The 21,653-nt window shown below is 45.4% G+C and carries 19 protein-coding genes; 10 read left to right on the top strand and 9 right to left on the bottom strand.

What is annotated here, in order from left to right:
- Positions 1 to 117: 117 nt before the first annotated feature.
- The 4 genes from AC04MM_RS10770 to AC04MM_RS10755 are packed head-to-tail and all read left to right on the top strand — an operon-like array spanning position 118 to position 4,190.
- Positions 118 to 1,719 (top strand): FAD-dependent oxidoreductase, encoded by a 1,602-nt coding sequence (locus tag AC04MM_RS10770; protein ID WP_475380365.1) that lies wholly within the window; start codon positions 118 to 120, stop codon positions 1,717 to 1,719.
- Positions 1,720 to 1,728: 9 nt separating this feature from the next.
- Complete coding sequence (locus AC04MM_RS10765) at positions 1,729 to 2,295, top strand: SRPBCC family protein (protein WP_475380364.1); 567 nt, start codon at positions 1,729 to 1,731, stop codon at positions 2,293 to 2,295.
- Between the two features lie 15 nt (positions 2,296 to 2,310).
- The gene (locus AC04MM_RS10760; protein WP_475380363.1) at positions 2,311 to 3,483 is read left to right on the top strand and encodes a zinc-dependent alcohol dehydrogenase; all 1,173 of its coding nucleotides are present in this window, start codon (positions 2,311 to 2,313) and stop codon (positions 3,481 to 3,483) included.
- Positions 3,484 to 3,494: 11 nt separating this feature from the next.
- Positions 3,495 to 4,190, top strand: coding sequence for an SDR family NAD(P)-dependent oxidoreductase (locus AC04MM_RS10755; protein ID WP_475380362.1), 696 nt, complete (start codon positions 3,495 to 3,497; stop codon positions 4,188 to 4,190).
- Between the two features lie 2 nt (positions 4,191 to 4,192).
- Here the strand turns inward: AC04MM_RS10755 and AC04MM_RS10750 are convergent, their stop codons facing one another.
- The gene (locus tag AC04MM_RS10750; RefSeq protein ID WP_475380361.1) at positions 4,193 to 4,939 is read right to left on the bottom strand and encodes a type 1 glutamine amidotransferase; all 747 of its coding nucleotides are present in this window, start codon (positions 4,937 to 4,939) and stop codon (positions 4,193 to 4,195) included.
- A 133-nt stretch (positions 4,940 to 5,072) separates the two neighbouring features.
- Here AC04MM_RS10750 and AC04MM_RS10745 point away from each other — a divergent pair, with 133 nt between their 5' ends.
- From AC04MM_RS10745 to AC04MM_RS10725, 5 genes are all read left to right on the top strand, one after another.
- Positions 5,073 to 6,245, top strand: a complete 1,173-nt coding sequence (locus tag AC04MM_RS10745; RefSeq protein WP_475380360.1) for a fibronectin type III domain-containing protein — start codon at positions 5,073 to 5,075, stop codon at positions 6,243 to 6,245.
- Between the two features lie 89 nt (positions 6,246 to 6,334).
- Positions 6,335 to 8,431 (top strand): ATP-binding protein, encoded by a 2,097-nt coding sequence (locus AC04MM_RS10740; RefSeq protein ID WP_475380359.1) that lies wholly within the window; start codon positions 6,335 to 6,337, stop codon positions 8,429 to 8,431.
- On the top strand, positions 8,428 to 9,744 hold the full coding sequence (locus AC04MM_RS10735; RefSeq protein ID WP_475380358.1) for a hybrid sensor histidine kinase/response regulator: 1,317 nt from the start codon (positions 8,428 to 8,430) through the stop codon (positions 9,742 to 9,744). The genes AC04MM_RS10740 and AC04MM_RS10735 overlap by 4 nt, the downstream gene beginning before the upstream one ends.
- Complete coding sequence (locus AC04MM_RS10730) at positions 9,737 to 10,162, top strand: response regulator (protein ID WP_475380357.1); 426 nt, start codon at positions 9,737 to 9,739, stop codon at positions 10,160 to 10,162. The genes AC04MM_RS10735 and AC04MM_RS10730 overlap by 8 nt, the downstream gene beginning before the upstream one ends.
- 6 nt (positions 10,163 to 10,168) lie before the next feature.
- Positions 10,169 to 11,734 carry a hypothetical protein gene (locus tag AC04MM_RS10725; protein ID WP_475380356.1) on the top strand — a complete coding sequence of 522 codons (1,566 nt, stop codon included), beginning with the start codon at positions 10,169 to 10,171 and terminating at the stop codon, positions 11,732 to 11,734.
- Here AC04MM_RS10725 and AC04MM_RS10720 read toward each other — a convergent pair.
- The gene (locus AC04MM_RS10720; protein ID WP_475380355.1) at positions 11,703 to 13,973 is read right to left on the bottom strand and encodes a FecR family protein; all 2,271 of its coding nucleotides are present in this window, start codon (positions 13,971 to 13,973) and stop codon (positions 11,703 to 11,705) included. The two genes, AC04MM_RS10725 and AC04MM_RS10720, sit on opposite strands and share 32 nt — an antisense overlap.
- A gap of 210 nt (positions 13,974 to 14,183) precedes the next feature.
- On the opposite strand from AC04MM_RS10720, the gene AC04MM_RS10715 reads away from it, so the two are divergent.
- Positions 14,184 to 16,196, top strand: coding sequence for a response regulator (locus AC04MM_RS10715; RefSeq protein ID WP_475380354.1), 2,013 nt, complete (start codon positions 14,184 to 14,186; stop codon positions 16,194 to 16,196).
- On the opposite strand, the gene AC04MM_RS10710 is transcribed toward AC04MM_RS10715, so the two are convergent.
- The 7 genes from AC04MM_RS10710 to AC04MM_RS10680 form a co-directional block, all read right to left on the bottom strand.
- Positions 16,159 to 17,937, bottom strand: a complete 1,779-nt coding sequence (locus tag AC04MM_RS10710; protein WP_475380353.1) for a sensor histidine kinase — start codon at positions 17,935 to 17,937, stop codon at positions 16,159 to 16,161. The genes AC04MM_RS10715 and AC04MM_RS10710 overlap by 38 nt on opposite strands.
- A 55-nt stretch (positions 17,938 to 17,992) precedes the next feature.
- Positions 17,993 to 18,439: a hypothetical protein gene (locus AC04MM_RS10705; RefSeq protein ID WP_475380352.1), complete on the bottom strand. Its 447-nt coding sequence runs from the start codon at positions 18,437 to 18,439 to the stop codon at positions 17,993 to 17,995.
- A 17-nt stretch (positions 18,440 to 18,456) separates the two neighbouring features.
- Positions 18,457 to 18,966 (bottom strand): response regulator, encoded by a 510-nt coding sequence (locus tag AC04MM_RS10700; protein ID WP_475380351.1) that lies wholly within the window; start codon positions 18,964 to 18,966, stop codon positions 18,457 to 18,459.
- 119 nt (positions 18,967 to 19,085) lie between these two features.
- On the bottom strand, positions 19,086 to 20,300 hold the full coding sequence (locus tag AC04MM_RS10695) for a hypothetical protein (protein ID WP_475380350.1): 1,215 nt from the start codon (positions 20,298 to 20,300) through the stop codon (positions 19,086 to 19,088).
- A 65-nt stretch (positions 20,301 to 20,365) separates the two neighbouring features.
- A complete protein-coding gene (locus AC04MM_RS10690) occupies positions 20,366 to 20,989 on the bottom strand; it encodes an HAD family hydrolase (protein ID WP_475380349.1) in 624 nt (207 codons plus the stop codon).
- Between the two features lie 23 nt (positions 20,990 to 21,012).
- Positions 21,013 to 21,237, bottom strand: coding sequence for a DUF167 domain-containing protein (locus AC04MM_RS10685; RefSeq protein WP_475380348.1), 225 nt, complete (start codon positions 21,235 to 21,237; stop codon positions 21,013 to 21,015).
- A 42-nt stretch (positions 21,238 to 21,279) separates the two neighbouring features.
- A complete protein-coding gene (locus tag AC04MM_RS10680) occupies positions 21,280 to 21,642 on the bottom strand; it encodes a DUF1428 domain-containing protein (protein WP_475380347.1) in 363 nt (120 codons plus the stop codon).
- Positions 21,643 to 21,653: the final 11 nt, after the last annotated feature.

The following is a 21,653-nucleotide window of genomic DNA, read 5'->3' as shown; positions in this document are numbered from 1 at the left end:
CATAATTTTTGCAAAAAATATTCCCAGACAATTTTCCCCACACTTTCAGGGAACAACATTTGCACTTCGCTAGACGTGCCGTATTGAAAATAACGTAGAGAGTAAAAAAGGAATTTTATGAACCAGTTACACCCAGGCGAAAGCCTTTCTGCTTGGTTAGATACACATGATATGCCCACTTTTGACCCGTTGAAGGAAAATATCAACGTCGATGTCTGTGTGGTTGGCGGTGGTCTTGCCGGGCTGACGACCGCCTACATGTTGCAGAAAGAAGGAAAATCCGTCTGTGTTCTGGAAGGCTTCGAGCTGGGCAGCGGACAAACCGGCCGAAGCACAGCCCATGGTTCCGCTATTTTAGGTACCCGTTATTTTGATCTGGAAACCTATCACAGCGAAGAAGGCACGCGTCTGCTTGCCCAAAGCCACACCGCTGCAATGGACCGCATTGAGCAGATCGTGAATAAAGAAAGGATCGACTGTAATCTTGAACGCGTTTCCGGCTATTTATTCTACGGCGAAAATTCTGAACCCGATGTGCTGATGCGTGAACACGCTGCGACCCATCGTGCAGGTTTAATCTATGTGCGCATGATTGATAATGCTCCACTTACCCAGTTTAGAACGGGTCCGTGTCTGACGATTCCCCGCCAGTTACAGCTACACCCGGTTAAATACCTCGCTGGCCTTGCTAAATGCATAACCGAAGGTGGCGGCAAAATATTTACCCATTCGCAAGCCGTCGAATTTCATAACCGCGATTTTGCGGCCGTAAAAACACAGAACGGGTCTATTGTTACCTGTTCATCGCTGGTGGTTGCCACCAATACACCGGTAAATGATATTTTTGCGATCCACACAAAACAGGCCCCATATCGTACCTACTCACTGGGTTTTCATGTGCTCAAAAACAGTGTGGCCAAAGGACTTTACTGGGATACCTCTGATCCTTACCACTATATCCGCCTGGAAAATTTAAACGATAAATATGATTTATTAATTGTCGGCGGTGAAGATCATAAGACAGGCCAGGAAGAACATCCGGAACATTGTTATCAAAGACTTGAAGACTGGTCGCGCTCGCGTTTTCCGACCATTGTTGATTTAGTTTACCGTTGGTCTGGTCAGGTTATGGAGCCTGTCGATGGCATCGCATTTCTGGGGCACAACCCGTTAGACCGTGACAATGTGTTTGTAATTACCGGAGATGCCGGTAACGGGATAACCCACAGCACGATTGGCGCGATGATCGTTACAGACCAAATTATGAATCGCGAAAACCCATGGGAAGAACTCTATAACCCGTCACGCATCAGTTTGCTTTCGACTGCCAACTACTTCCGTGAAAATTTGAATGTGGCCGGTCAGTACGGCAAATGGTTATCGTTAAGCCCCCGTCCGGATCTTGAAGATTTAAAATTAAACGAAGGGCGGGTCTTCCGTGATGGCGTATCAATGGTGGCCGTTTATAAAAACGAAACCGGCGTCGCCCATTATATGTCGGCAGCCTGTCCGCACTTAGGTGGCGTCGTATCTTGGAACAGTGCTGAAAAATCCTGGGATTGTCCGTGCCATGGTTCAAGATTTGATTGTTACGGTAAAGTTTTAGAAGGACCTGCCATACAGGATTTGAAAAAACTCGATAGCGGTGATTTTGTCGAGCCGGATTATATTCCGTTTGAAAAACAATATCCCCGCATAACCGATGTTCCGATCATCTAAGGAAAATACATGGCAACGACGACAAAGACTTCTACAACAACCGCGCAGGCTGCGATGGCGCAAAAACTGCGCGATCAGGAAAAGATACACCGCTCGATTATTATCAACCGGTCACCGGCAGAAATTTATACTTTCTTCCGCAATTTTGCGAATCTTCCTTACTTTATGAAGGATTTAGTTTCGCTGACCGTGCGCTCAGAAACGATTTCACACTGGGTCGTGCAACTGGAACACGGTCCCGTCGTTGAATGGGATGCCGAAATCACCGAAGAAAAATATGCAGAAATGATCGCGTGGAAAACCGTGGGGAAAACCGAAGTGCAACAGGCCGGAACAATCTGGTTTTCAAATGCGCCCAAAAACATGGGCAGTATCGTGCGGCTGCATATGACTTACACTATACCTGCGGGACGAGTCGGAAAAATAGCTACCCAGTTGATCGGTGAAGATCCCGATTCGATCATGCTGACCAACCTGTGCCGCCTTAAAGCGTATTTAGAGACCGGAGAAGTGCCGACCACCAAAGGGCAACCCAGCGGCCGAAGCGAGGATCTGGCACCGGAGTTCAAACACTGATACGGAGAAAATTTTATGAAAGCACTATGCTGGTTCGGAAAACACGATGTGGCCCTAAGAAACGTCAAAGAACCGACCCTAATCAATCCTCATGATGCCATAATCCGCGTGACCAGCTCTGCCATCGGCGGTTCTGATCTGCATATTTATAACGGGGCAATTCCCAGCATGCAAAAAGGCGATATTCTAGGACATGAAACTATGGGCGAAGTGATGGCCGTCGGCGCGCTGGTCTCCAAAATTAAAATCGGCGACCGAGTTGTTGTGCCTTTTAATATTTCCTGCGGTAACTGCCACTTTTGCAAATCCGAAGAGTATGCCTCTTGCGATAATACCAATCCAAATACCGCCATGGCCGACAAGCTCTACGGCCACTCAGGTGCTGCACTGTTTGGTTATTCACACCTGTACGGTGGATACGCCGGTGGCCAAGCCGAATATCTGCGTGTTCCGTTTATCGATACCAATTCACTTGTAGTTCCGCAGGGTGTTGCTGATGAAAAAGTTTTATTTTTAAGTGATATCTTACCGACCGGTTATATGGCTGCTGAAAACTGCAATATTAAACCCGGACAAACCGTGGCGATCTGGGGTGCAGGACCGATTGCACAGATGGCAATCCGCAGTGCTTACCTGCTCGGCGCCGAACGCGTTATTGCCATCGATCATTATGAAAAGCGATTAGCGATGGCCGAAAAAGCCAACGCTTACCCTATTAATTTCGAAGACTGCGACAGTGTTCTCGAAGAGTTAAATTATTTAACTGGCGGCCGCGGCCCTGATGCCTGCATAGATGCGGTCGGTATGGAAGCTCATGGTCACACCATCACAGCCACTCTGGATCGCGCCAAAACGGCGGTCGGCCTGGCCACTGACCGGCCCGATGCTTTACGCCAGGCTATTCAGGCGTGTAAAAAAGGCGGCACAATTTCTATTGCCGGTGCGTATGGTGGCTCGCTCGACAAAATTCCGTTCGGTGCAGCTTTTAATAAAGGACTGACTTTTAAAATGGGCCAGACACACACTCAGAAATATATGCAGCCGCTACTGCAAAAAATTCTGAATAACGAACTGGATCCGACATTTGTAATCAGTCACCGTATCGGTTTAGAAAATGTACCGCAGGCTTACCAGCTATTTAACGATCAAAAAAATGAATACATTAAAGTAGTGATTCAAATGCACTAAGGAGAACAAATATGGCACACAAACACTCAATGAACCCGCTTTCTGAATCCCGTCCGCTGGCCGTAATCACCGGAGCATCCAGCGGATTTGGTTTTGAAATTGCGCAAGTCTTTGCAAAAAACAATTTCGACTTAGTCGTTACCGATTATAATCCGGCCATCGTTGAAGCAGCCGAAGCATTTCGCGCCTTTGGCGGATTGGTTGAACATATTCAAACCAACTTAGGGGCATTTAAAGGGGTCGATGGGCTAATTCAGAAAATCGAAAGCCTGCACCGCCCTATTGATACCGTGGTCTTCAACGCGCACGTAATGACAAGCGGTCCGTTTGCTGAAATTCCCATGGAAGAGGAGTTAAACGCTATCCTGGTCAACGTAACTTCGGTCGTTCACTTAGCGAAGCACGTCGTTAAAGAGATGCAAAAAGAGCATCACGGAAGGCTGTTTTTTTCTACCAGCCTGCCGTTGAAGAATGCTGAGACCTACCACACCGTCTATGAATCAGCGAAAGCTTTTGTCCATACATTTGCAACCGGCTTAAGACATGAACTGAAAGACCAGGGAATCATTGTGACGTCAATGCAACCTGTTGCCGAAGGCCAGAGTTTTTCTGAGTATTCGCTTAAACTCGACGCCGAGGCCGTCGCGATTCAGAGCTTTCAGGCGATGATGTCCGGCAAGAACTACGTCGAAGACCGTATCCTTTAGTTTTATTTTGATTTTAGAATTATCGGGCGCTCTTTCAGAGAAAAAAGATCAATAAATTTTTTAAATGTCTGCTGGCTTAGGTTCAGTGAATTTTGCAAATAAAGCGCCGTATCGGCCTGCATTTGCTCGGCGCTGACCTTACCGTTACTGGCAAGAATATCCTGCTGGTTTCGCGGATTATTTAACCAGCGCGAAATCATAGCGGCATCGACCTCAAGATGAAACTGCAATCCGAAAACCTTAGTGCCGTAACTAAAAGCCTGAGCCGGGCAAATTTTCGAAGATGCGAGATGTTCACAGGATTTCGGGATATCAAAGGTATCCCCGTGCATCTGAAATATTTTTTCTGTTTTTTTAAAGTGGGACAACAGCGGTGAGTTTTCTCCGGCTGTGGTCAGTTCGATATCGTACCAGCCCATTTCTTTTTCCGGAGCTTTGCGGACGTCAGAGCCAAGCACGTGCGCTACTAACTGGGCCCCTAAGCAGATTCCTAACACCGGCACATCTTTTTTAATCGCCTCTTCAATCAGTTTCAGTTCGGTTTTAATATGGGTGTACTGGTCTGCTTCGTATACCCCCATGTATCCGCCGAGCACGATCAAACCATTGTACTTGCCAATCGACGGTGTCGCATCTGGGTCACGCTCAAAGTTAACGTAGCGGATATTTAGCCCCTGTTGTTTCAAAGCTGGATTTAAGGTACCCAGAATCTCATTGGCGACATGTTGAAAAACAAGAACTTTTCTCATGATAACTCTTATTGTAGTCAAAAAAACCTCAATGTCAGGTCTGGTTTTCCTACTCTGAAACAGTGGGCTGAATCAGCTTGAGAAAGGTGGGTATTTTTCAACACAAAATAAACACATTTGTTAAAATTAAGTCATGCGGACGTTTACAGGTGTATTAGTCATATTAATGTTATCTCTTTCCACGGTTTTTATTTCCGGCTGTTTAACTGAACCCACAACCGGAAGCGAAAGTGGAAGTACGGTAGTCTCTGAGCCAGACGACACTCCGCCTTCAAATCCTTCAGCCAGCCCAGAACATACAGTCTGTGATCCATTTAAAACCAATTCTCCGCAGGCCCGTGACCGCGGCTTAATCGGTAACTTATTTTTTCTATCAGATGATCAGCCCCGCTATAACAATCTAGCCGATTTTATGGATAACGCCCATGTCGCCGAAGCCAATATTTACTTAGACCGCTTGTTTATTCCGACCCGCCCGTTTGACCGTGGTTTTTACACGCAATCGGGATCGTTGATTACCAATGCCAGCGGCACCACACTGTATGAATATTTCGGCTTACATATGGAGTCGCAACTGCAACTGGCAGCCCATGAACCGGCGGGTTATTACCAGTTAGCTACTCTTGCCGACGACGGTGCGATAATCAAAATTCCGGATGGTCATGGCGGCTGGAAAGTGATTGTCAACAATGACGGAACTCACGCGACTAAAATGGCCTGTGCTACAGAGCCGATCTATCTGGATCACAATACCAAAATTCCGGTGATGATCGATTATTACCAGGGACCGCGTTATCATATTTCATTGGTCAGCATGTGGCGCCCTTGGCCGGATGGTGTAAGTCAGACTGTGGTTGACCCGCTTTGCGGCAAACAAGGCAACAGTTTATTCTTTGATTCAACGAAAAATCCGGTTGAACCCAAACAGCCTTTCTATGAACTGTTGGCGCGCGACTGGAAAGTTTTAGAAAATGCGAACTATTATTTTCCGGATCAAGCCGAAAATCCCTGTGTGCCAACCGAGCAGCCTTTGGCGATCAGCAACTTTACAATCTCGAATGTACAGCGCGACCGTATCACATTGGTATGGACCACAAATATTCCGTCAACCAGCCAGGGCTGGTGGAAACAGGTTTCCACCGGCGTTTCCGGAACGAGCGCGGTTGATGCAACTTTGGTCCAGCACCATACTTTAACAATTACCGGTTTAACGGCGAATACCCTTTATAGCGTTAAAGCGATATCAACTACGCCAGGAGGGCAAAATGCGGTCAGTGACGAGCGCGCCTTCAGGACTCTACGATAGTTTAGCCCGTAAAAATCACCGAATTTTAGGTTTTTCCTAAGTAAATTCATCGGCTTGGCCGATAAGAAGTGGTCTTTTACGGAGATATAATGAAGGGCTTTTTTTCAATACGAACCAAGTTTCTCGGTGTTATGAGTGCGTTACTCATGGCCTGTCTCGTGGTGTATCTATTGATTGCCGTAGAAGTTTTTAAAACCGATAAGACAGAATTAGTTTTCGATTTAAATCGCAGCATGGTGTCTAACTTAGCCGCTGAAATTGAAACTGAATTTAAAGGCGTCTCTGACAAGTTCAGATTGTTTGCAACCCTTTCAACCAATCCGGCGACTAAAACCTATGCCGATCAGGTTTTCGGCGAAAACTCACCGGTCGTTTTTGCTTCTCTTTACCGTCAGGAACAAAGTATCGCGATCAAAACATACAGCGACAAAAAGTATGCTGAGACCTATGGGCTTGCGAATGATTTTTTCACAACGACGCTTTTAGGCCAGCGCGCTGTTCCTTTTAATGAAATTTTAAAAAACGGCGAATATTTCTGGAACGCTTCAATCGAAGGCGGAACGCCGCTGATCGGCTACGGGCGTAATGTGGTTATCGAAGATCAAAAAGGAATTCCGACAGATCATTTAGCCGTGGTCGGTTACATACAGGCGGATAAAATTTTAAAAATTTTAAACGTCGTTAAAATGAGCGAAGTTTCAATCGTCGACAACTCGGGAAAAATACTGCTGCATTCAAATTTTGACTGGATGAAGCAGGCGAAAAATTTACAGAACAATGCCCTGTTTCAGAAAGCCAGAGAGGCCAAGGTCAATCTCAGCGTTGCTGCAACCCAGGATGACGGCAAAGAGTTTCTTGGGGCTTTTGCAAAAACTTACCAGGGGCAGATCGTTATTCTATCTAAAGTTTCCAAAGATCATGCATTTTCTGCGGTGACTGAGCTGGTTTCGCGGTCATTATCGTTTGCTTTGATCGTTATTACGTTATCTCTGTTATTTGCGTTTTTATTATCACGTTCGTTAACCGAACCGATCTCTATTCTGGTGCACGGTATGGAAAAAGTTTCGACCGGTGATTTATCCACACAGATTAAAGTAGATACCCGGGACGAAACCCGTATGCTGGCAAGTTCGTTTAACCAGATGATTTCTGATTTAAAACAATCCCGCGATGAGTTACAAGAAATCAACCGCGAGTTAGACCGCAAAGTCAAAGAACGTACCTTACAATTAGAAGTGCAAAATCAGGCAGTTAAAGACGCACAGGAGGCTCTGCTAAAGACGACCCGTCTTGCTTCTGCCGGTGAAATTGCCGGCCGTGCGGCGCATGAAGTGTTAAACCCTCTGACCGGAATTTTAGCCCGCTTAAGCGGTGTTGAAAGACGTCTGCATAACCAGATCCAACCGCAGCTCGATTTAATGAAAGATATTTTTACCTCGTGGAAAAACGACCATAACAGTGGCGGCTTTGAGGCCCTGGCAACGGCCTGGCAGCAGCCATCTCAGGTTGATCAGGCATGGACACTTTGGCAGGAAGATATGCACAACCTGGATTCAGTGCACGAGGCCTTTACCCAATTAACCCAGAATATCGAGTCAGATACGCAGTTTTTGATCAATGAAAGTCGTCGCATCGGAAAAATCGTCGATGGCATGAGAAAATTAAGCCGCTTACATTCAGATATTAAAACGTACTCTGCCCGTCAGCTTGTGAAGGATTGTAAAAATATTATGGCTGATCTTTTTATGCAGCAGGATATTGATGTGATTGAATCCTATGCCGCCGGCTACGACGAAGTTTCAATCGATCGTGATGAATTTATTCAAGCAGCTACCAATCTGATGCGAAATTCACTGCACGCCATGTTAGGTAAACAGCACAAACATATTTTAAAACTTTCAACTGAGTTAACAGATGAAAATATCATTATCTCTATTACTGATAACGGCAGCGGGATTTCAGAAGAGCACCAGCCGATGTTGTTTGAAAAACAATTTACCACTAAATCCGCCGACGAAGGCACTGGTCTTGGCCTGGGGATCAGCCGCCGTTTTATCCGTGCACATGGTGGCGATATCGCTTTTTACGGATCAGTGCCGTTTAAAGAGACTACTTTTAAAATTCTATTACCAATTAAATTAAAGAAACAATTAGACATAAACGAAATTAAAGAAGGTGCTGCATGAGTCAAGCTGCGAAAAAACTAAACATCGTCGAACTGCCACAAGCCAAGAAAGATTACGAATACAATTGGCGCGTGCTTATCGTCGAAGACGAACCGGCGATTGCTGAGGGAATCAAATCAATTATCGCTCCGGCACCGGCAGCTGTTGTCCCGATCAACCGGTCCAGTCGCTCGGCACCTCCGAATAAACCAGCGGGCACACCGAACGACGTACAAAAAGATAAATTTGAAGTGGTGTGGGCAAAAAATCCGACCGAAGCTTTGCATCACATCAAAACTTCGATTTTAAACGGTAAACCATTTGCGATGGGTTTTTTCGACGTTTTATTGGGTAGTGAAATTGACGGTATCGAGTTGGTCCGCCAGATCCATTTAATGGACCCGAAAATTCACGCCGTATTTGTAACAGCTTATCATGACCGTACCGTAGATTCGATCAACCAGATTTTAGGGCCAAACAAATCCGACCGCTGGGATTATATGAATAAGCCGTTTACTGACGGGGCCATTCTGCAGAAAGCCCGTAATGCCGTTTCGCTCTGGAATTTAAAGGAACAAAAAAAGCTTCAGGACGAACAACTGTCTGAAGCCTCACAGCTATTACGCCAAAATGAGCGCAACAGCACCGTTGCAGCAGTTGGCCGCAGTGTTGCGCACGAATTCGGTAACTTACTGATGCATATCGTGGGTCACGCTGAAATTGCTTTGATGAAAGGCGATCTTGCACAAATGCGTACCGCTTTAACAACAATCCTCAAAGCCGGCGAAACTGCTTCGAGTGTGTTGTCTAAGTTTAAAAAAATGAACAACGTCGAAGTTACTCCGGAGCTGGCAAGTATTAAATTAAATGCCAGTATCGATGAAGCACTTGATTTAATGGCGCATGACTTCAGTAAAAGAAATATTAAAGTCACTAAAATTAAGTATCATCAATGTGAAGTTGAAGCGAATCACCATTCACTGGTACAGGTATTTATTAATTTATTTACGAACGCGGCTTATGTGATGTCGCCGTCTGGCCAGATTGATATCTCGGTAGCAAAATGCGCAAATCCCGAAGGTAACCAGCCGGATTCATGGGTTGAAATTAAGATCCGCGATCACGGGCCGGGTATTCCGCAGGATGTATTACCGTATGTTATGAATCCGTTTTACACAACAAAAGGCAACAAAGGCACAGGCCTTGGTTTACCGATCTGTAAAGAGATTATTGAAGTTGAACATCTGGGTGAATTTTCGTTAAGCAACCACCCTGCCAAGGGCGTTGAAGTAACGATCAAGATCCCGATTAAACAAGAGGGAGATCATGAGTAAGGCTCATATTAGTCGCATGACTATCATGATCGTCGATGACGATGATGAAGTCCGCGGAATCATTAAAGACTACTTAACTATGTTTGGTTTCCGTAGCTTTATCGAAGCGCGTGATGGTGCTGAAGCTTATCGTTTCGTCTTAGATACGATCCAGCGCATTGATTTGATTATTTCGGACTGGGAAATGCCACGTACCGATGGCCTGTCGCTGCTTAAAGCCGTGCGGGCCCATAATACCCGCTATGCAACACCGTTTATCATGGTGACCAGTCAGCAATCGCAAGAACGCATGAAGATCACCAGTGCCAAACGTCACGCGATTGATTGTTATATTATAAAACCGTTTCGCTCTGAGATTTTACGCGATAAGGTATTTCACGCCTTAAAACTTACCGAGGATTCGGCCCAGACCGGATAGATTTTTATGAAACGCTTAAGTTGGCTCATCTTGTTTTTTTCACTTAGCGCCAATGCCCGCGTGATCAACGAATCATTTACTTCAACAGCGAACAAAGACAGTTCAACACTGGTCTGGAATACCGAATTGGGAAGATTACATCCCAGTCCTCTTGTTTATGACTATGGCGCTACAGGAACCAGTCATACCACGTTCAGTGTCAGCGATGGCAGTGATGGCGCATTCGAACCCAGTACTTACGCGCAGTTTGGAACCGTTGTTGGCAATCACATTACAGTTGATGCCAATCAGTTTCCGGTCTTAAAAGTTACGCGTTTTCATCTTGATGCTAGCCATACTTTATCAAGTATTAATGGCCCCTTAGTCATTCACAGTTTATCGACTGTGATCATCGACGGCGTTATTACCTGTAATGGTAACAATGGCAGCAGTGCCGCTGGTGGTAGCGGCGGTAGCGGCGGTACTGGCCGCTGCGGCGGTTTTTCCGGCGGTGCCGGTGGCGCAGCAGGTGCATCCGGCAATGACGGGTTACCAACTACGGGAACAATCACCGGCGGCCTGGGAGGACTTTTCAGCGGCGCTGTTTCCGGTGCCGGTGGCGGCGGCGGTGGTTCATACTATGATAGCAGCAATCAGGGCGAAGCAGGATACAACGGCACTATTACAAATCTCGGTGGCGCAAACGGAGCCTGCACTAATGATGATGAATTTATAAATTTTAATGGCAGTGGCGGCGGTGGCGGCGGTACAGGATCCGGCAGCGAAGGCGGCGGTGGCGGCGGCGCCGGTGGTGGCACTGTTGTCATTCACGCCGTAAGCAGTGTTGTTGTGACAGCTGGTGGATCTATTCTTGCGACCGGCGGTGACGGCGGCAGCGGAATTTCCGGCGGCGGCGGTGGTGGTGGTGCCGGTGGCAACATCAGAATACTCACACCCGCAACTCTTGATGTCCAAGCCGGCGGCACGATCTCGGCCAGTCACGGACTTGGCGCTAACAGCACGTCGCAGGTTGCTCCCAATGGTAAGGGCGGCTTCGGCGCACCGGGACGGACATGGCTTGGCGTAGGAACTTTGATTAACAACGGATCAATTACCAACAATGTGATAACATCGGATGGATTGGCCGGCTTCGTCTCGGGTACGGTACAAACGGCAACCAGTAGAAGTTTTGATACCGGCTCAAATCTTGTTAGTTATCAATCTATCGCTGCTGATTCTGCAAGTTCAGATATCACCATTCAGGTGTCCGGAAGTGATGATAATTTCGTTACTGATGACTCCGGCTGGATTAATGCCGCAGCAATCTCCGGCATCAGCAAAAAACGTTATATCAAATTCCGCTTAAGTCTGAATAATTCAGATGCTTTAAATCCAACCTTTGTCGACGACGTGAATATCACTTATGACCCGGGAATTCAGGAAAACTTCAGTTTTAAAAGCAGCGGCTGCGGCCTGGTTAAAAATATGCCGCCCGATTCTTTACCTTGGGTTGTCTCTCTATTATTAGCACCGCTGCTGCTCGCGTGGCAGTTAAGAAAACCTAAAACTGTTCGAGCCCGAGCAAGAAAATAACATCACTCTGTAAACCGCCGCCATCGTTAAAGCTTTGATTTACGACCTTGCCACCCACGCCCAGCAGCCAACGGTAGTTATTATCCGGCTGCGAAAAATATATCTTAGTCTGCGCATCGAACATCACCTCGTGCATTTGGCCTGAGCTCAATAGCGAAATTCCCAGATTATTCTGCCAGTGCTCAGTGACGTCGAATATACGTGTGGTGCGAACCCCGAAAGCAAGTTGCGATTTAACTGCAACAGTTTCGTTAGATAGACGCTGCGGAATAAAAGTTTCATGGGCAATCACACCCCAGCGCATTTTTTGCTTTAAGCTTCCGCGGTCGAAAGTAATGATCGACTCCCGGATTTTTAGATTATCCTGCAGCGGATAATCATCGGCAGGCTGCGGTTTCCAGGTTTGCGTGCTGGTCCACAGATTAAAGTGGTAATTGTGTTTGTTAATCCAGGACGACTTATAGCTTAGCTGGACACCTAACAATACCGCCCCTTGTAAATCTATATTCGTCTCTTGGGCGCCGGAGGTCTTTGCATATTTAAACCCCGGCGCAAAAGCAAAACCTAATCCCGACGGAATTTGCGGCAATACCAATTCAACCGGTGTTTCACTGCGTGTAACATCTGCTTCGTTCACAGCTACCGGCTCTGCCGCGGCTGGTGCGTCGATTACTGACTTTTCCACTTCAACTGGCTTAGTGACCATCGCTTCTACCGGCGCCGTCACTTTGATTTCATCCAGTTGCAGTTCCATCGGCTCTGAAAACAGACCCATGCGGCCTTTGACATTTCCCGAAGCCACACGCCAGTAGTATTTTTTATATTTTACATTTTTCCACAGATACGAAGTTGCACTTAGCGTTTTAATCAACTCAGGCTTACGGAAATCTGGCGTTGACGACACTTCTAAAACATATTGATCCGCTCCGGTAACCGGCTCCCAGGCAAAATTAACTTCGAAATTTTCTTGTCTGGCCAGTGCCGGCGTAAAAACGGCAGCGGCCAGCCATTGCCATTTGTAGCGGTGGCTTGCGCCAGCTGGCAAAGTTTCTTTTTTGACATCCGGTGTTTTTAATCTCGGGGCCTGCAGCGGTTCATCACGCAGATAGATTTCATTGTGATATAACGGCGGAATCACAAAACCGTCTTCATCTTCGCCTTGCACCTGCCACTGCAGATCCTGCTCTTTATCAAACTTTAACGATTTAAAATTCTGATCAACAAGCTCGTGGTGCGCAGGCTGACCTTTTGCTGAAAACTGCACACGGTAGGTTTTTACACCGCTTTCTGTTGTCCAGATAAATTCATGGGCTTCGTTGGTTTTTAAACGGTCGCGCGGAAGCGGCTTTTTTAAATAAATACGCGGGGCTTTCCACACTTCAACAGTTTTTGCCTCAGAAATTCCCTTATTATTCTTTAGACGAATTTTATAACTGCCATGATCCAGTTTAACCGAAGCCGTGTTACGGGCCTGACCAAGCACTTGGTTTTTTTCCTCACTGCCCGATTTATTGATAACCATCTCTTGGGCATCACCAGTCCACTGTAGCGGAATATTTGCCGCATCATCAAGCGTGTAAATGCGCACCGGCTTTTTCTCGGCCCATTGTAAATCTTCACTTTTGCTGACGGCTTCGATTTGTTTATCGTTATTAAGTTTAATGAGTTTATCCTGAGTTAAGTTCTGCTGGCCACTCTGTGTCTGTAAAGTTGCCGAGCCGGAAACGACTTCAAATTCATACGAATCCTGATCTTTACGAAGCACGATATCTGATCCCTTATCAAGATTTACCACCCAGTCATCACCGACAACCGAGGTTTTATAAGAAGGATTTCTGGCGCGCAGATCACCGCGTGCAAAGCGCAGGCGAATTTCTGATTTGGTTTTATCTTCCGGCTCTTCGAGTGTAACCAGCGTATTTTCTGAAAGCTCGAGATCAGTTTGATCTTTAAGATAAAGCTTGGCCGAACTTTGCGATAGCGTTAATACGGAGTCATGGTAGAACAACGTATCTTTAGGTTGGGTGTCTTCCCAGATAAGACTATTTGCCCCGCGACGCTTTAAGTCTTTTTTGCTGGTGATAATGTAGCCGGCTTCGGTGGTATTTGGCGTCAGTTGTTTTTTTGTAAAGAACGGAGCTTTGATCACCTGCAGATCCATTAATAGCCACAGCACTTCTGCAATCAGCAAAATCACTATGAGTACGATCCATTTACGGTCTGCGTTGGTTTTTATCACAGTGCATTTATCGGCATTTTCAGAGCGAAAATGTACCGTTTTAGGACTAAAGCCGCGGTGTAAAGTTCAACTTTTTTTTCAGCAAGTAAAAAGTGTCAGATTTGCTTTTTATCTCGAAAAATTTATGCAACACCGTCCAAAATTTCCGCGAGCATTTTGTTAAAACATAAATGTATATTTCTTTATTCGCACGCGTGATAAAAATAGAATATGGACGAGGTTCGCGACAAAAGCCTTAAAATTCTGATTGTAGAAGACAACCAGCTAGACCAACTGCTGGTCCAGCGGGCCTTAAGTAAGTCTGATTTAAATTACACCTCGATCGCCATTGATACTCGTATTGCGTTTCTTGATGCTCTTGAAAACTTTAAACCCACGATCATTTTGTGTGACTATTCAATTCCGCAGTTTGGCGCATTGGCGGCCCTGGACATTCTGAACGAAAAAAAACTGGCCATCCCGCTTATTATCGTCACTGGTACCCTTTCGGATGAAATGGCTGTTGAGTGTCTGAAAAAAGGCGCCGTTGATTATGTGATCAAAGACAAGATCGTGCGCTTGCCATCAGCCATTAAAATCGCTCTTGATCTGATGCAATCGCAACAGCAAAAATTCGTTGCCGAAGAACGCCTGCGCCAGAATGAAAAGCAGCTAAAAGCCATCACTGATATCTTACCGGCCACTCTGGCTTACATCACCCCTGACCTGAAGTTTACCTTTGCCAACAAAGTCAGCTCAGAGTGGTTTAATAAAAATCTTGAAAACGAAAGTGTCGAAAGTATTTTCGGAACACGGATTGCTGAACAGATTAAAAAATCTCTTCCTTCACTTAACAGCGGTGAACATATAAGTTTTGAAAGCACGCTCAACAATTCGTCCAGTAAACGCTACGTTAATCTGACATTGGCACCAGAAATCGAAAACAGCTCGGTGCGCGGTTATGTCTGTCTAATGACTGACATAACCGAAGCAAAAATGTACGAAGTCAAATTAGAAGAAGCAAAGCGAGATGCCGAAGCAGCTAATAATGCCAAATCACAATTTTTAGCCAACATGAGCCACGAAATCCGTACGCCGTTAAATGCAATCATGGGTTTATCAGAATTACTGCAGACCAATTACAAAGATGAGAAGGACAGAATACTTTGGTTAAAAAAAATTACCCGTAACAGCCAGCACTTAAAAAAAGTTATCGATGAAATCTTGGACCTGTCAAAAATTGAAGCTGGTAAGTTACAATTAAAGTTTACGCGTTTTTCTGTTCCGCAGGTGATTGCGCAGGTGAAGTCGATTCTCTCACCGCTGGCCAACGAGAAAAAGCTTGAGCTGAAATTTGAAGTTGAAGACAAGATTCCGTCGATGATCACATCCGACTCCACGAAACTTCAGCACATTCTGCTTAACTTATTGGGAAATGCCATTAAATTTACCAATCACGGCTCTGTCACCCTTAAAGTTAAAATAGATCTGGCTGGAACCGATGCTGTCATGCAGTTTATTGTAAGCGATACCGGCATTGGCATGTCTGAAGAAGAAATCAAACATCTCTTCGAGCCTTTCACACAGGTCGATAGTTCTATGACCCGCCGCTTTGGTGGCACCGGCCTTGGACTTACGCTGGCAAAACAATTGGCGCAGGCTCTTGGCGGTGATGTGTTTTTAGCGACAAGTAAGCCCGGTGAAGGCAGTACATTTGTTGCCACAGTTAAAGCCGGCGATATCGCTAAATCCCCGACGATCAGAAGCTTTACAAACTTACTGGCAGAACCGGTGGATCTTATTGACTCAACCCCGCAACCGCCGCTGCCTGAAGCGATCCTAACTGATTTTAAAGTATTACTTATCGAAGATTCGCTTGATAACCAGCTACTGGTGCAAAACTTTTTAGAAATGGAAGGCGTCAAAGTCGATCTTGCCTCAGACGGCGAAGAAGGTATGAAAAAAGCTGAAAGCGGCGACCATGATCTTGTTATTATGGATATTCAGATGCCGGTTATGGATGGATATACTGCCACGGCCAAATTGCGCAAAAAAGGCTATAAAAAACCGATTATCGCATTTACAGCGCACGCTTTTGAAGACGAAAGAGAACGTTGTCTGAATATCGGCTTTACCGACTTTCTTTCAAAACCAATTACTAAACGCGCCTTGGTCGAATGTATCGCCAGATACCGTGCGACAGATTCTAAGCGCCGACCACCTGAGCCGGCGTCCCCAACGTAAAGTAAAAAGTTGTGCACTTATCGACTTCGCTTTCAACCCAGATCGTTCCACCATGGCGGTGGATAATCCTTTTGACACTGGCCAGTCCGATGCCAGTACCGCTAAATTCACTTTGTGTGTGCAACCTTTGAAACGGCGTAAAAAGCTTTTTCGCGTACTCCATATCAAAACCGGCACCGTTGTCCCTTACAAAGTAGACTTCATGACCGTCTTTTGACATTTTTCCGAACTCAATCTTAGCCACTTCTTTTTTAGAACTGTATTTCCAGGCATTGCCAAGTAAATTCTCAAGGGTAACTTTCATTAACAGCGCATCGGCCGAAGCTTTCATCGCTTCATGGATGTTTACTTCAACTATTCGCTGTGGCTCCAGATGACGAAGTTCGGCGATTATATTTTTTGCCATTTCTGTTAAATCCACAACTGTGATCGTCATCGCTGTACGGGTCAGCCGCGATAGGTTTAATACGGCATCAATTAATTGGCCCATTCTCTGAACACCTGCACGGATGCGCTCAAGGTGAATTTTCGCATCACCCTGTAATTGATCACCGACATCTTCTACCAGGGCCTGGCTGAAGCCATCGATTATCCGAAGCGGCGCGCGAAGATCATGTGAAATCGAATAACTGAAGGCTTCGAGCTCCTGATTGGCCGCACTTAAAGCCAAGTTTCTTTCTCTGACTTCGTTTTCTAAGCGCTTTCGCTCAGAAATATCTTTAATGACACATACACGTAAATTTGATGGCATTTTTGCCTGCTCATGCAATGAGGCAACCGACAACTGCACTGCGATTTTTTTTCCGCTGCGGGTAAAAGCTTCGGTTTCAATATTGGTATTCGGTTTCAATAGCCGCATATCATCATGCAGAATCTCATATACAGATAGGCCGATCAGTTCAGACTTTGAATAACCGAACGTCTGCACTGTCAGACGGTTTACCGTCATAATTTTACCGTTTTCATCCACGACCAGCACACAGTTAAGCATCGACTCAAGAATATTTTCAATATAACTTCGCGAAACTGTACTCTGTTCAAGATTGGCCGCCATTGCATTAAATGCCTGTGCTAAAACACCAAACTCATCGATATCATAAATCGTAGCGCGGGCCCGTAGATTGCCCTCAGAAAGTTGCCGTGTACTTTGGATCAAATTGATGATGGGTTGGTTAATTCTTTTTTTTAAGCGCGAACCTAACCACAGGGCAAACAGCAAAAACACCACCGCAAGAACCAAAGCTACGGTGAGTGGCACAAACCGGTTTTCATATAAATGCAAAAAGACGTTTTCAGAGTTATCAGATAAAACCAACTGAACTTTTCCCAGCGAATCCTGCGCTTCGAGAATGAGCTGATCGACAATCACCGGCTCAAATTTCTTGTTCGGATCACTCAGCATATCAAGTGAAAGCGCTCTTTCTTCCGCAAGTTTTTGTTTGGCCTCACTAATAAGGGCATGCACATCTTTATGCCACTGGCTTAACTCGAGACAGAGCTGAAACAGGCCGTGCATCTGCGCTTCAGCTTTATTTAGGATAACCGCCTCTTCAGCACTTAACTTATGATCGCTGGCAAACTCTTTTAAAAACTGGGTGCGCGTGGCAATAACCTGACGGAGGTTTCGCACTTCATTAATCACATGTATCGTGCGGTTCATCTCTGATAAAGCCTGTAGCGAATTGCGGCTGGCCAGCCATATTCCTCCGGCTTCGAACAAAAGTAATAACGAAATTCCCACAATGGTAATCGTTAAACTTCTGGTGATGGATTTAGTCTGCGTCAGTGAGTTAATATTAATCTCCTGGCATCTCTATTTTTATTGCCTTTACGTTCTTTTTTAAGACGGTTGCTTCTGAGACGTAACTGATGCTTCCTTTGAGTGCGCCTACAAAGTTCATGGTTGTCGAATCAGAGCTTTCTTTAATCGGTGCGCTGTCGCCGGAATAGAGTTTTTGCCCGATCCAGTGTAATTCGATATCTGAGTTAGATCTGCCGATAAAATCTTTTAAAAAAGCATCTCGCAACGGCCCTGCCGTTCGATCCATAAAGCGAACACTCTCACCATCAGGCCAGCGACGCTTGCGTTTAAAATAGTAGTCACGCAGTTCAGTAACCGTTATCGACTCGGCTGCATTGTCGCTATTAACAATAAATACAACCTTCCCCGCCTTTGCCCGCGCCAGTTGCAGGCTGAACAACGCCGTAAGAATAAGAATAATGTTTTTTACAATCATCATCATTCCTAAAAAAGCTTCAGCTAGTGTTTTGGGGTTGCAGACTCTGCCGATGGCGCACGATTGATCTGTGCCATGTGTTCAGTCTGTGGTGGTTTTGGCACTTCATTAAGAAGTAACCAGTATAAACCCAGATTGCGTACTGCTTCGCTGAAATCATTAAAATCCACAGGCTTGCGAACATAACTATTTGCTCCGAGACTGTACCCTTCAATTAAATCTTGATCTTCTTTTGATGAGGTTAAAATAACCACTGGAATTAGCTTAGTTGCTTCGTTGGCCCGCAGTTGCTTCAAAACTGTTAAGCCATCAATCTTAGGCAAATTCAGATCCAGCAACATGACTTGCGGCTGGACAGAAATATCACGATCAGCAAACTTTCCGCGGGCGAATAAAAAATCCAAGGCCTCAACTCCGTCGCGGGCCACAACCACCTGATTGCTGATTTTGTTCTTTTTAAGAGCGCGCAAAGTCAGCGCTTCATCGTCAGCATTATCTTCGACCAAAAAAATAAAATGGCGATCTGTCTTCATCGATTACTCCGAATTAATTAAAAAGCTGCAAAAAATTAGCCATCGACAGAGGTAACTGCCTTGGAATTCAGAAAAAAAAGCGAAGCATTAATCCACGCGGGTGGCTTATTTCCCCAGCTTTAAAAGGCTACGGCCATTGACAAATCTATCGCTTGGTAATCGCGTTCTTGTCCGGCAATAGAATCAGCTTCATCGATGTAATCATGAAAAAGATAAACTACGCGAAAACGGGCATTGGCGATCGGCAACCAGTTAAAACCGGCCGCACAGCGCCACTTTTTAACCGGATTGGGTATACCGGTAAAATAATCAGTTCGCGCCGGAGTGTCGATATATTCAGTATTCAAAAAAATAACCCACTGCTCGGTCAGATTCATATACGGTTCGATATAATATATTTCATTATCCAATACGCCGTCTGAGTTTCTCGAGTACGCGTATTCAGAAATAACTCCGAATTGTGCAAATCTGAGATCAATATCAAATCCGTGTGACAAATACTGACCAACCGGCAAGCTACCGGTCTGCACTGATGTTCCAATGGTTGCGTTTTCCATTAATCGGTACCACAGCCGCGCACCAACACCGACAGAATCCACAGCATGAATTGTCGTCAAAGAGTACAGATGGTACCCGCTATTTTTTGCTTCAGAAAAGCTGCCATAAATATGCAAACCGGTCCAAATAGGCGACGCAATACCGATAGTCGACCCATCGGTGAAATCATACGCCAGCATCTGCGAACCACCGCGCAAGCGGAATAATTCCGGTTCATAATTAAGATACATGATGCCAAACGGAGTAAATCCCAGCCCGACTTGCACGTTGAAGTAATCATTCAACGCATATTCAAAATAGCCATGGGCCGGTACCGAAAAATAGTTTGCACCTGCAAACTGGCGCTTCGGCGGATTGAGGTTGGGATTATTGTCAACATTGGCCAGCGGAACTTCAAGACGAGAAGACAATTGCGTGACAAACTTCATCTGCTCATTAAACGGTGCGGTTAAGTTTAGCGCTAACGTGTGTGAATTTACAGATGTTTGCCGCTTCATATCCGGCCCCTGCAGGTGCGTAGCGGCTGTTTCAAAATAGCCACCTAAGTAAAGCGACTGAGTCAACAGCGGTGACACCCGGCCTTTACCGAGCACGTAATAATTAGTGTACCACTCGTTTATCGACTTAAGCTGCTCTTCAAGTTCATTCACCCGCTGTTCAAGATTAGCATCGGTATGATTTCTAACCGGCTCTGCGGCTTGCGCCGACGCTGAAGCCTGAAGAAAAACAAAGGCAAGACTGAATACTGCAGAAATTTTAAATAAACCTAACGGCATGATTGCTCCGACCCACCAGTTAGTGCAATCACGCCGCCATAGGGATCTGAGGAATTTTGCCCGATCTAGAGAGTGGCTTTAACCCACGATAAAAACTGGTGGTCTGAATGAAACTGCTTATGCCCAATTGTGCACACTTCATGCTCCCAGTGCGGGTGCCAGCTGGCCCGCACTGAAAAAGCTCCGGCGGCAGTTCCGGCCTGCACGTCGCACTCGTGATCACCGATCATCACCATTTCTTCAGCGGTACAGTTATAAAGCTGTTGTAAGCGATGTAATCCCTCAGGGTTTGGCTTTTTTACCGCTACACAATCACCAGAGATTAAATGATCGATGTATTTGGCAAGGCCGGTTGTCTCAACGGTAAATTTAGCTGAGTTAAGATCGCGACTGGTAAAAATAGAAATCGAACAGTCTTTTTCTTTTAAATACGACAGTAATTCATCAATCGCTGAGAATTTCTGCGTATCCCAGGTGTCTTGTAAGTTGATTTTTTTAAGCTCCAGTAAAGCTGCTTTGGCTTTTTCTTCGCCCAGGTGATGTTTAAATAAATCCGAAGCATGTAAACTTACACAGTGTTTACGTTCGTCTGTGGTCATGGTTTTACCCATGATCTTTTCTACGGTGGTAAAATAAAAACCGAATGAATCAACTAATGTGCCGTCTAAATCAAAAACCCAGTATTTCATAATGAGCGTATGTGTATCACCATTTATTTGGTCCCGATAGCAAAAATTTTCTTTTTGCTTTTTTGTCCACTGACCAGTGCAATCAATGACTTGGGCTGCCTGAAATGTTCTGATAACAGTTCAATCACCCGCTCGTTGGCCTTGCCTTCAACCGGCGGCGAGTTAACACGAACTACATAAGAACCATCTGCCTGTAGTTCGACAGATTCTTTTTTGCTGTTGGGCTTAACGACGACGGTGATTTTCATTTTCTAAGATTGGCATCGCCAGGAAATATTGGTAGCAGTTTATTAAACCGCTACCAGTAACTGGAAACCGCCCATTAACATTCTTTTTTCGTCCATCATGAAAGCGATTTTTGCCATTTTTGGATCTTTCATCATTTTTGTAAAAACCTGTTCGCGGTGCTTTTTTGATTTGAATTCGGCAACTGCGTAAATCACCACTTCATTTTTCTTTAATTTTACCGCTTTACCAAAAGGAGCGGTTAATGAAGTGGCGTTTTTATCTTCGCCGACATAATCGCGGCTGGCTAAAGCCCCGTGTTTAATTAAAATCTGCCCGATTAACTTAGTCGTCTTACGGTAAGCGGCTAAGTTTTTTTTCGGAATCGGCTGAATACAAATATCAATATACTTTGAAGCTTTAGCCATAGTGTTTCTCT

The organism is Bdellovibrio sp. SBM16 (assembly GCF_056175625.1).
The sequence above is the reverse complement of the archived record's forward strand: the minus strand, read 5'-3'. Positions and strand labels throughout refer to the sequence as shown.

What these genes read in the sequence shown, in the direction of transcription:
- AC04MM_RS10770 (WP_475380365.1), top strand. Translation starts at nt 118, where the DNA reads ATGAACCAGTTACACCCAGGCGAAAGCCTTTCTGCTTGGTTAGATACA.
- AC04MM_RS10765 (WP_475380364.1), top strand. Translation starts at nt 1,729, where the DNA reads ATGGCAACGACGACAAAGACTTCTACAACAACCGCGCAGGCTGCGATG.
- AC04MM_RS10760 (WP_475380363.1), top strand. Translation starts at nt 2,311, where the DNA reads ATGAAAGCACTATGCTGGTTCGGAAAACACGATGTGGCCCTAAGAAAC.
- AC04MM_RS10755 (WP_475380362.1), top strand. Translation starts at nt 3,495, where the DNA reads ATGGCACACAAACACTCAATGAACCCGCTTTCTGAATCCCGTCCGCTG.
- AC04MM_RS10750 (WP_475380361.1), bottom strand. Translation starts at nt 4,939, where the DNA reads ATGAGAAAAGTTCTTGTTTTTCAACATGTCGCCAATGAGATTCTGGGT.
- AC04MM_RS10745 (WP_475380360.1), top strand. Translation starts at nt 5,073, where the DNA reads ATGCGGACGTTTACAGGTGTATTAGTCATATTAATGTTATCTCTTTCC.
- AC04MM_RS10740 (WP_475380359.1), top strand. Translation starts at nt 6,335, where the DNA reads ATGAAGGGCTTTTTTTCAATACGAACCAAGTTTCTCGGTGTTATGAGT.
- AC04MM_RS10735 (WP_475380358.1), top strand. Translation starts at nt 8,428, where the DNA reads ATGAGTCAAGCTGCGAAAAAACTAAACATCGTCGAACTGCCACAAGCC.
- AC04MM_RS10730 (WP_475380357.1), top strand. Translation starts at nt 9,737, where the DNA reads ATGAGTAAGGCTCATATTAGTCGCATGACTATCATGATCGTCGATGAC.
- AC04MM_RS10725 (WP_475380356.1), top strand. Translation starts at nt 10,169, where the DNA reads ATGAAACGCTTAAGTTGGCTCATCTTGTTTTTTTCACTTAGCGCCAAT.
- AC04MM_RS10715 (WP_475380354.1), top strand. Translation starts at nt 14,184, where the DNA reads ATGGACGAGGTTCGCGACAAAAGCCTTAAAATTCTGATTGTAGAAGAC.
- AC04MM_RS10705 (WP_475380352.1), bottom strand. Translation starts at nt 18,439, where the DNA reads ATGATGATGATTGTAAAAAACATTATTCTTATTCTTACGGCGTTGTTC.
- AC04MM_RS10700 (WP_475380351.1), bottom strand. Translation starts at nt 18,966, where the DNA reads ATGAAGACAGATCGCCATTTTATTTTTTTGGTCGAAGATAATGCTGAC.
- AC04MM_RS10695 (WP_475380350.1), bottom strand. Translation starts at nt 20,300, where the DNA reads ATGCCGTTAGGTTTATTTAAAATTTCTGCAGTATTCAGTCTTGCCTTT.
- AC04MM_RS10690 (WP_475380349.1), bottom strand. Translation starts at nt 20,989, where the DNA reads ATGAAATACTGGGTTTTTGATTTAGACGGCACATTAGTTGATTCATTC.
- AC04MM_RS10685 (WP_475380348.1), bottom strand. Translation starts at nt 21,237, where the DNA reads ATGAAAATCACCGTCGTCGTTAAGCCCAACAGCAAAAAAGAATCTGTC.
- AC04MM_RS10680 (WP_475380347.1), bottom strand. Translation starts at nt 21,642, where the DNA reads ATGGCTAAAGCTTCAAAGTATATTGATATTTGTATTCAGCCGATTCCG.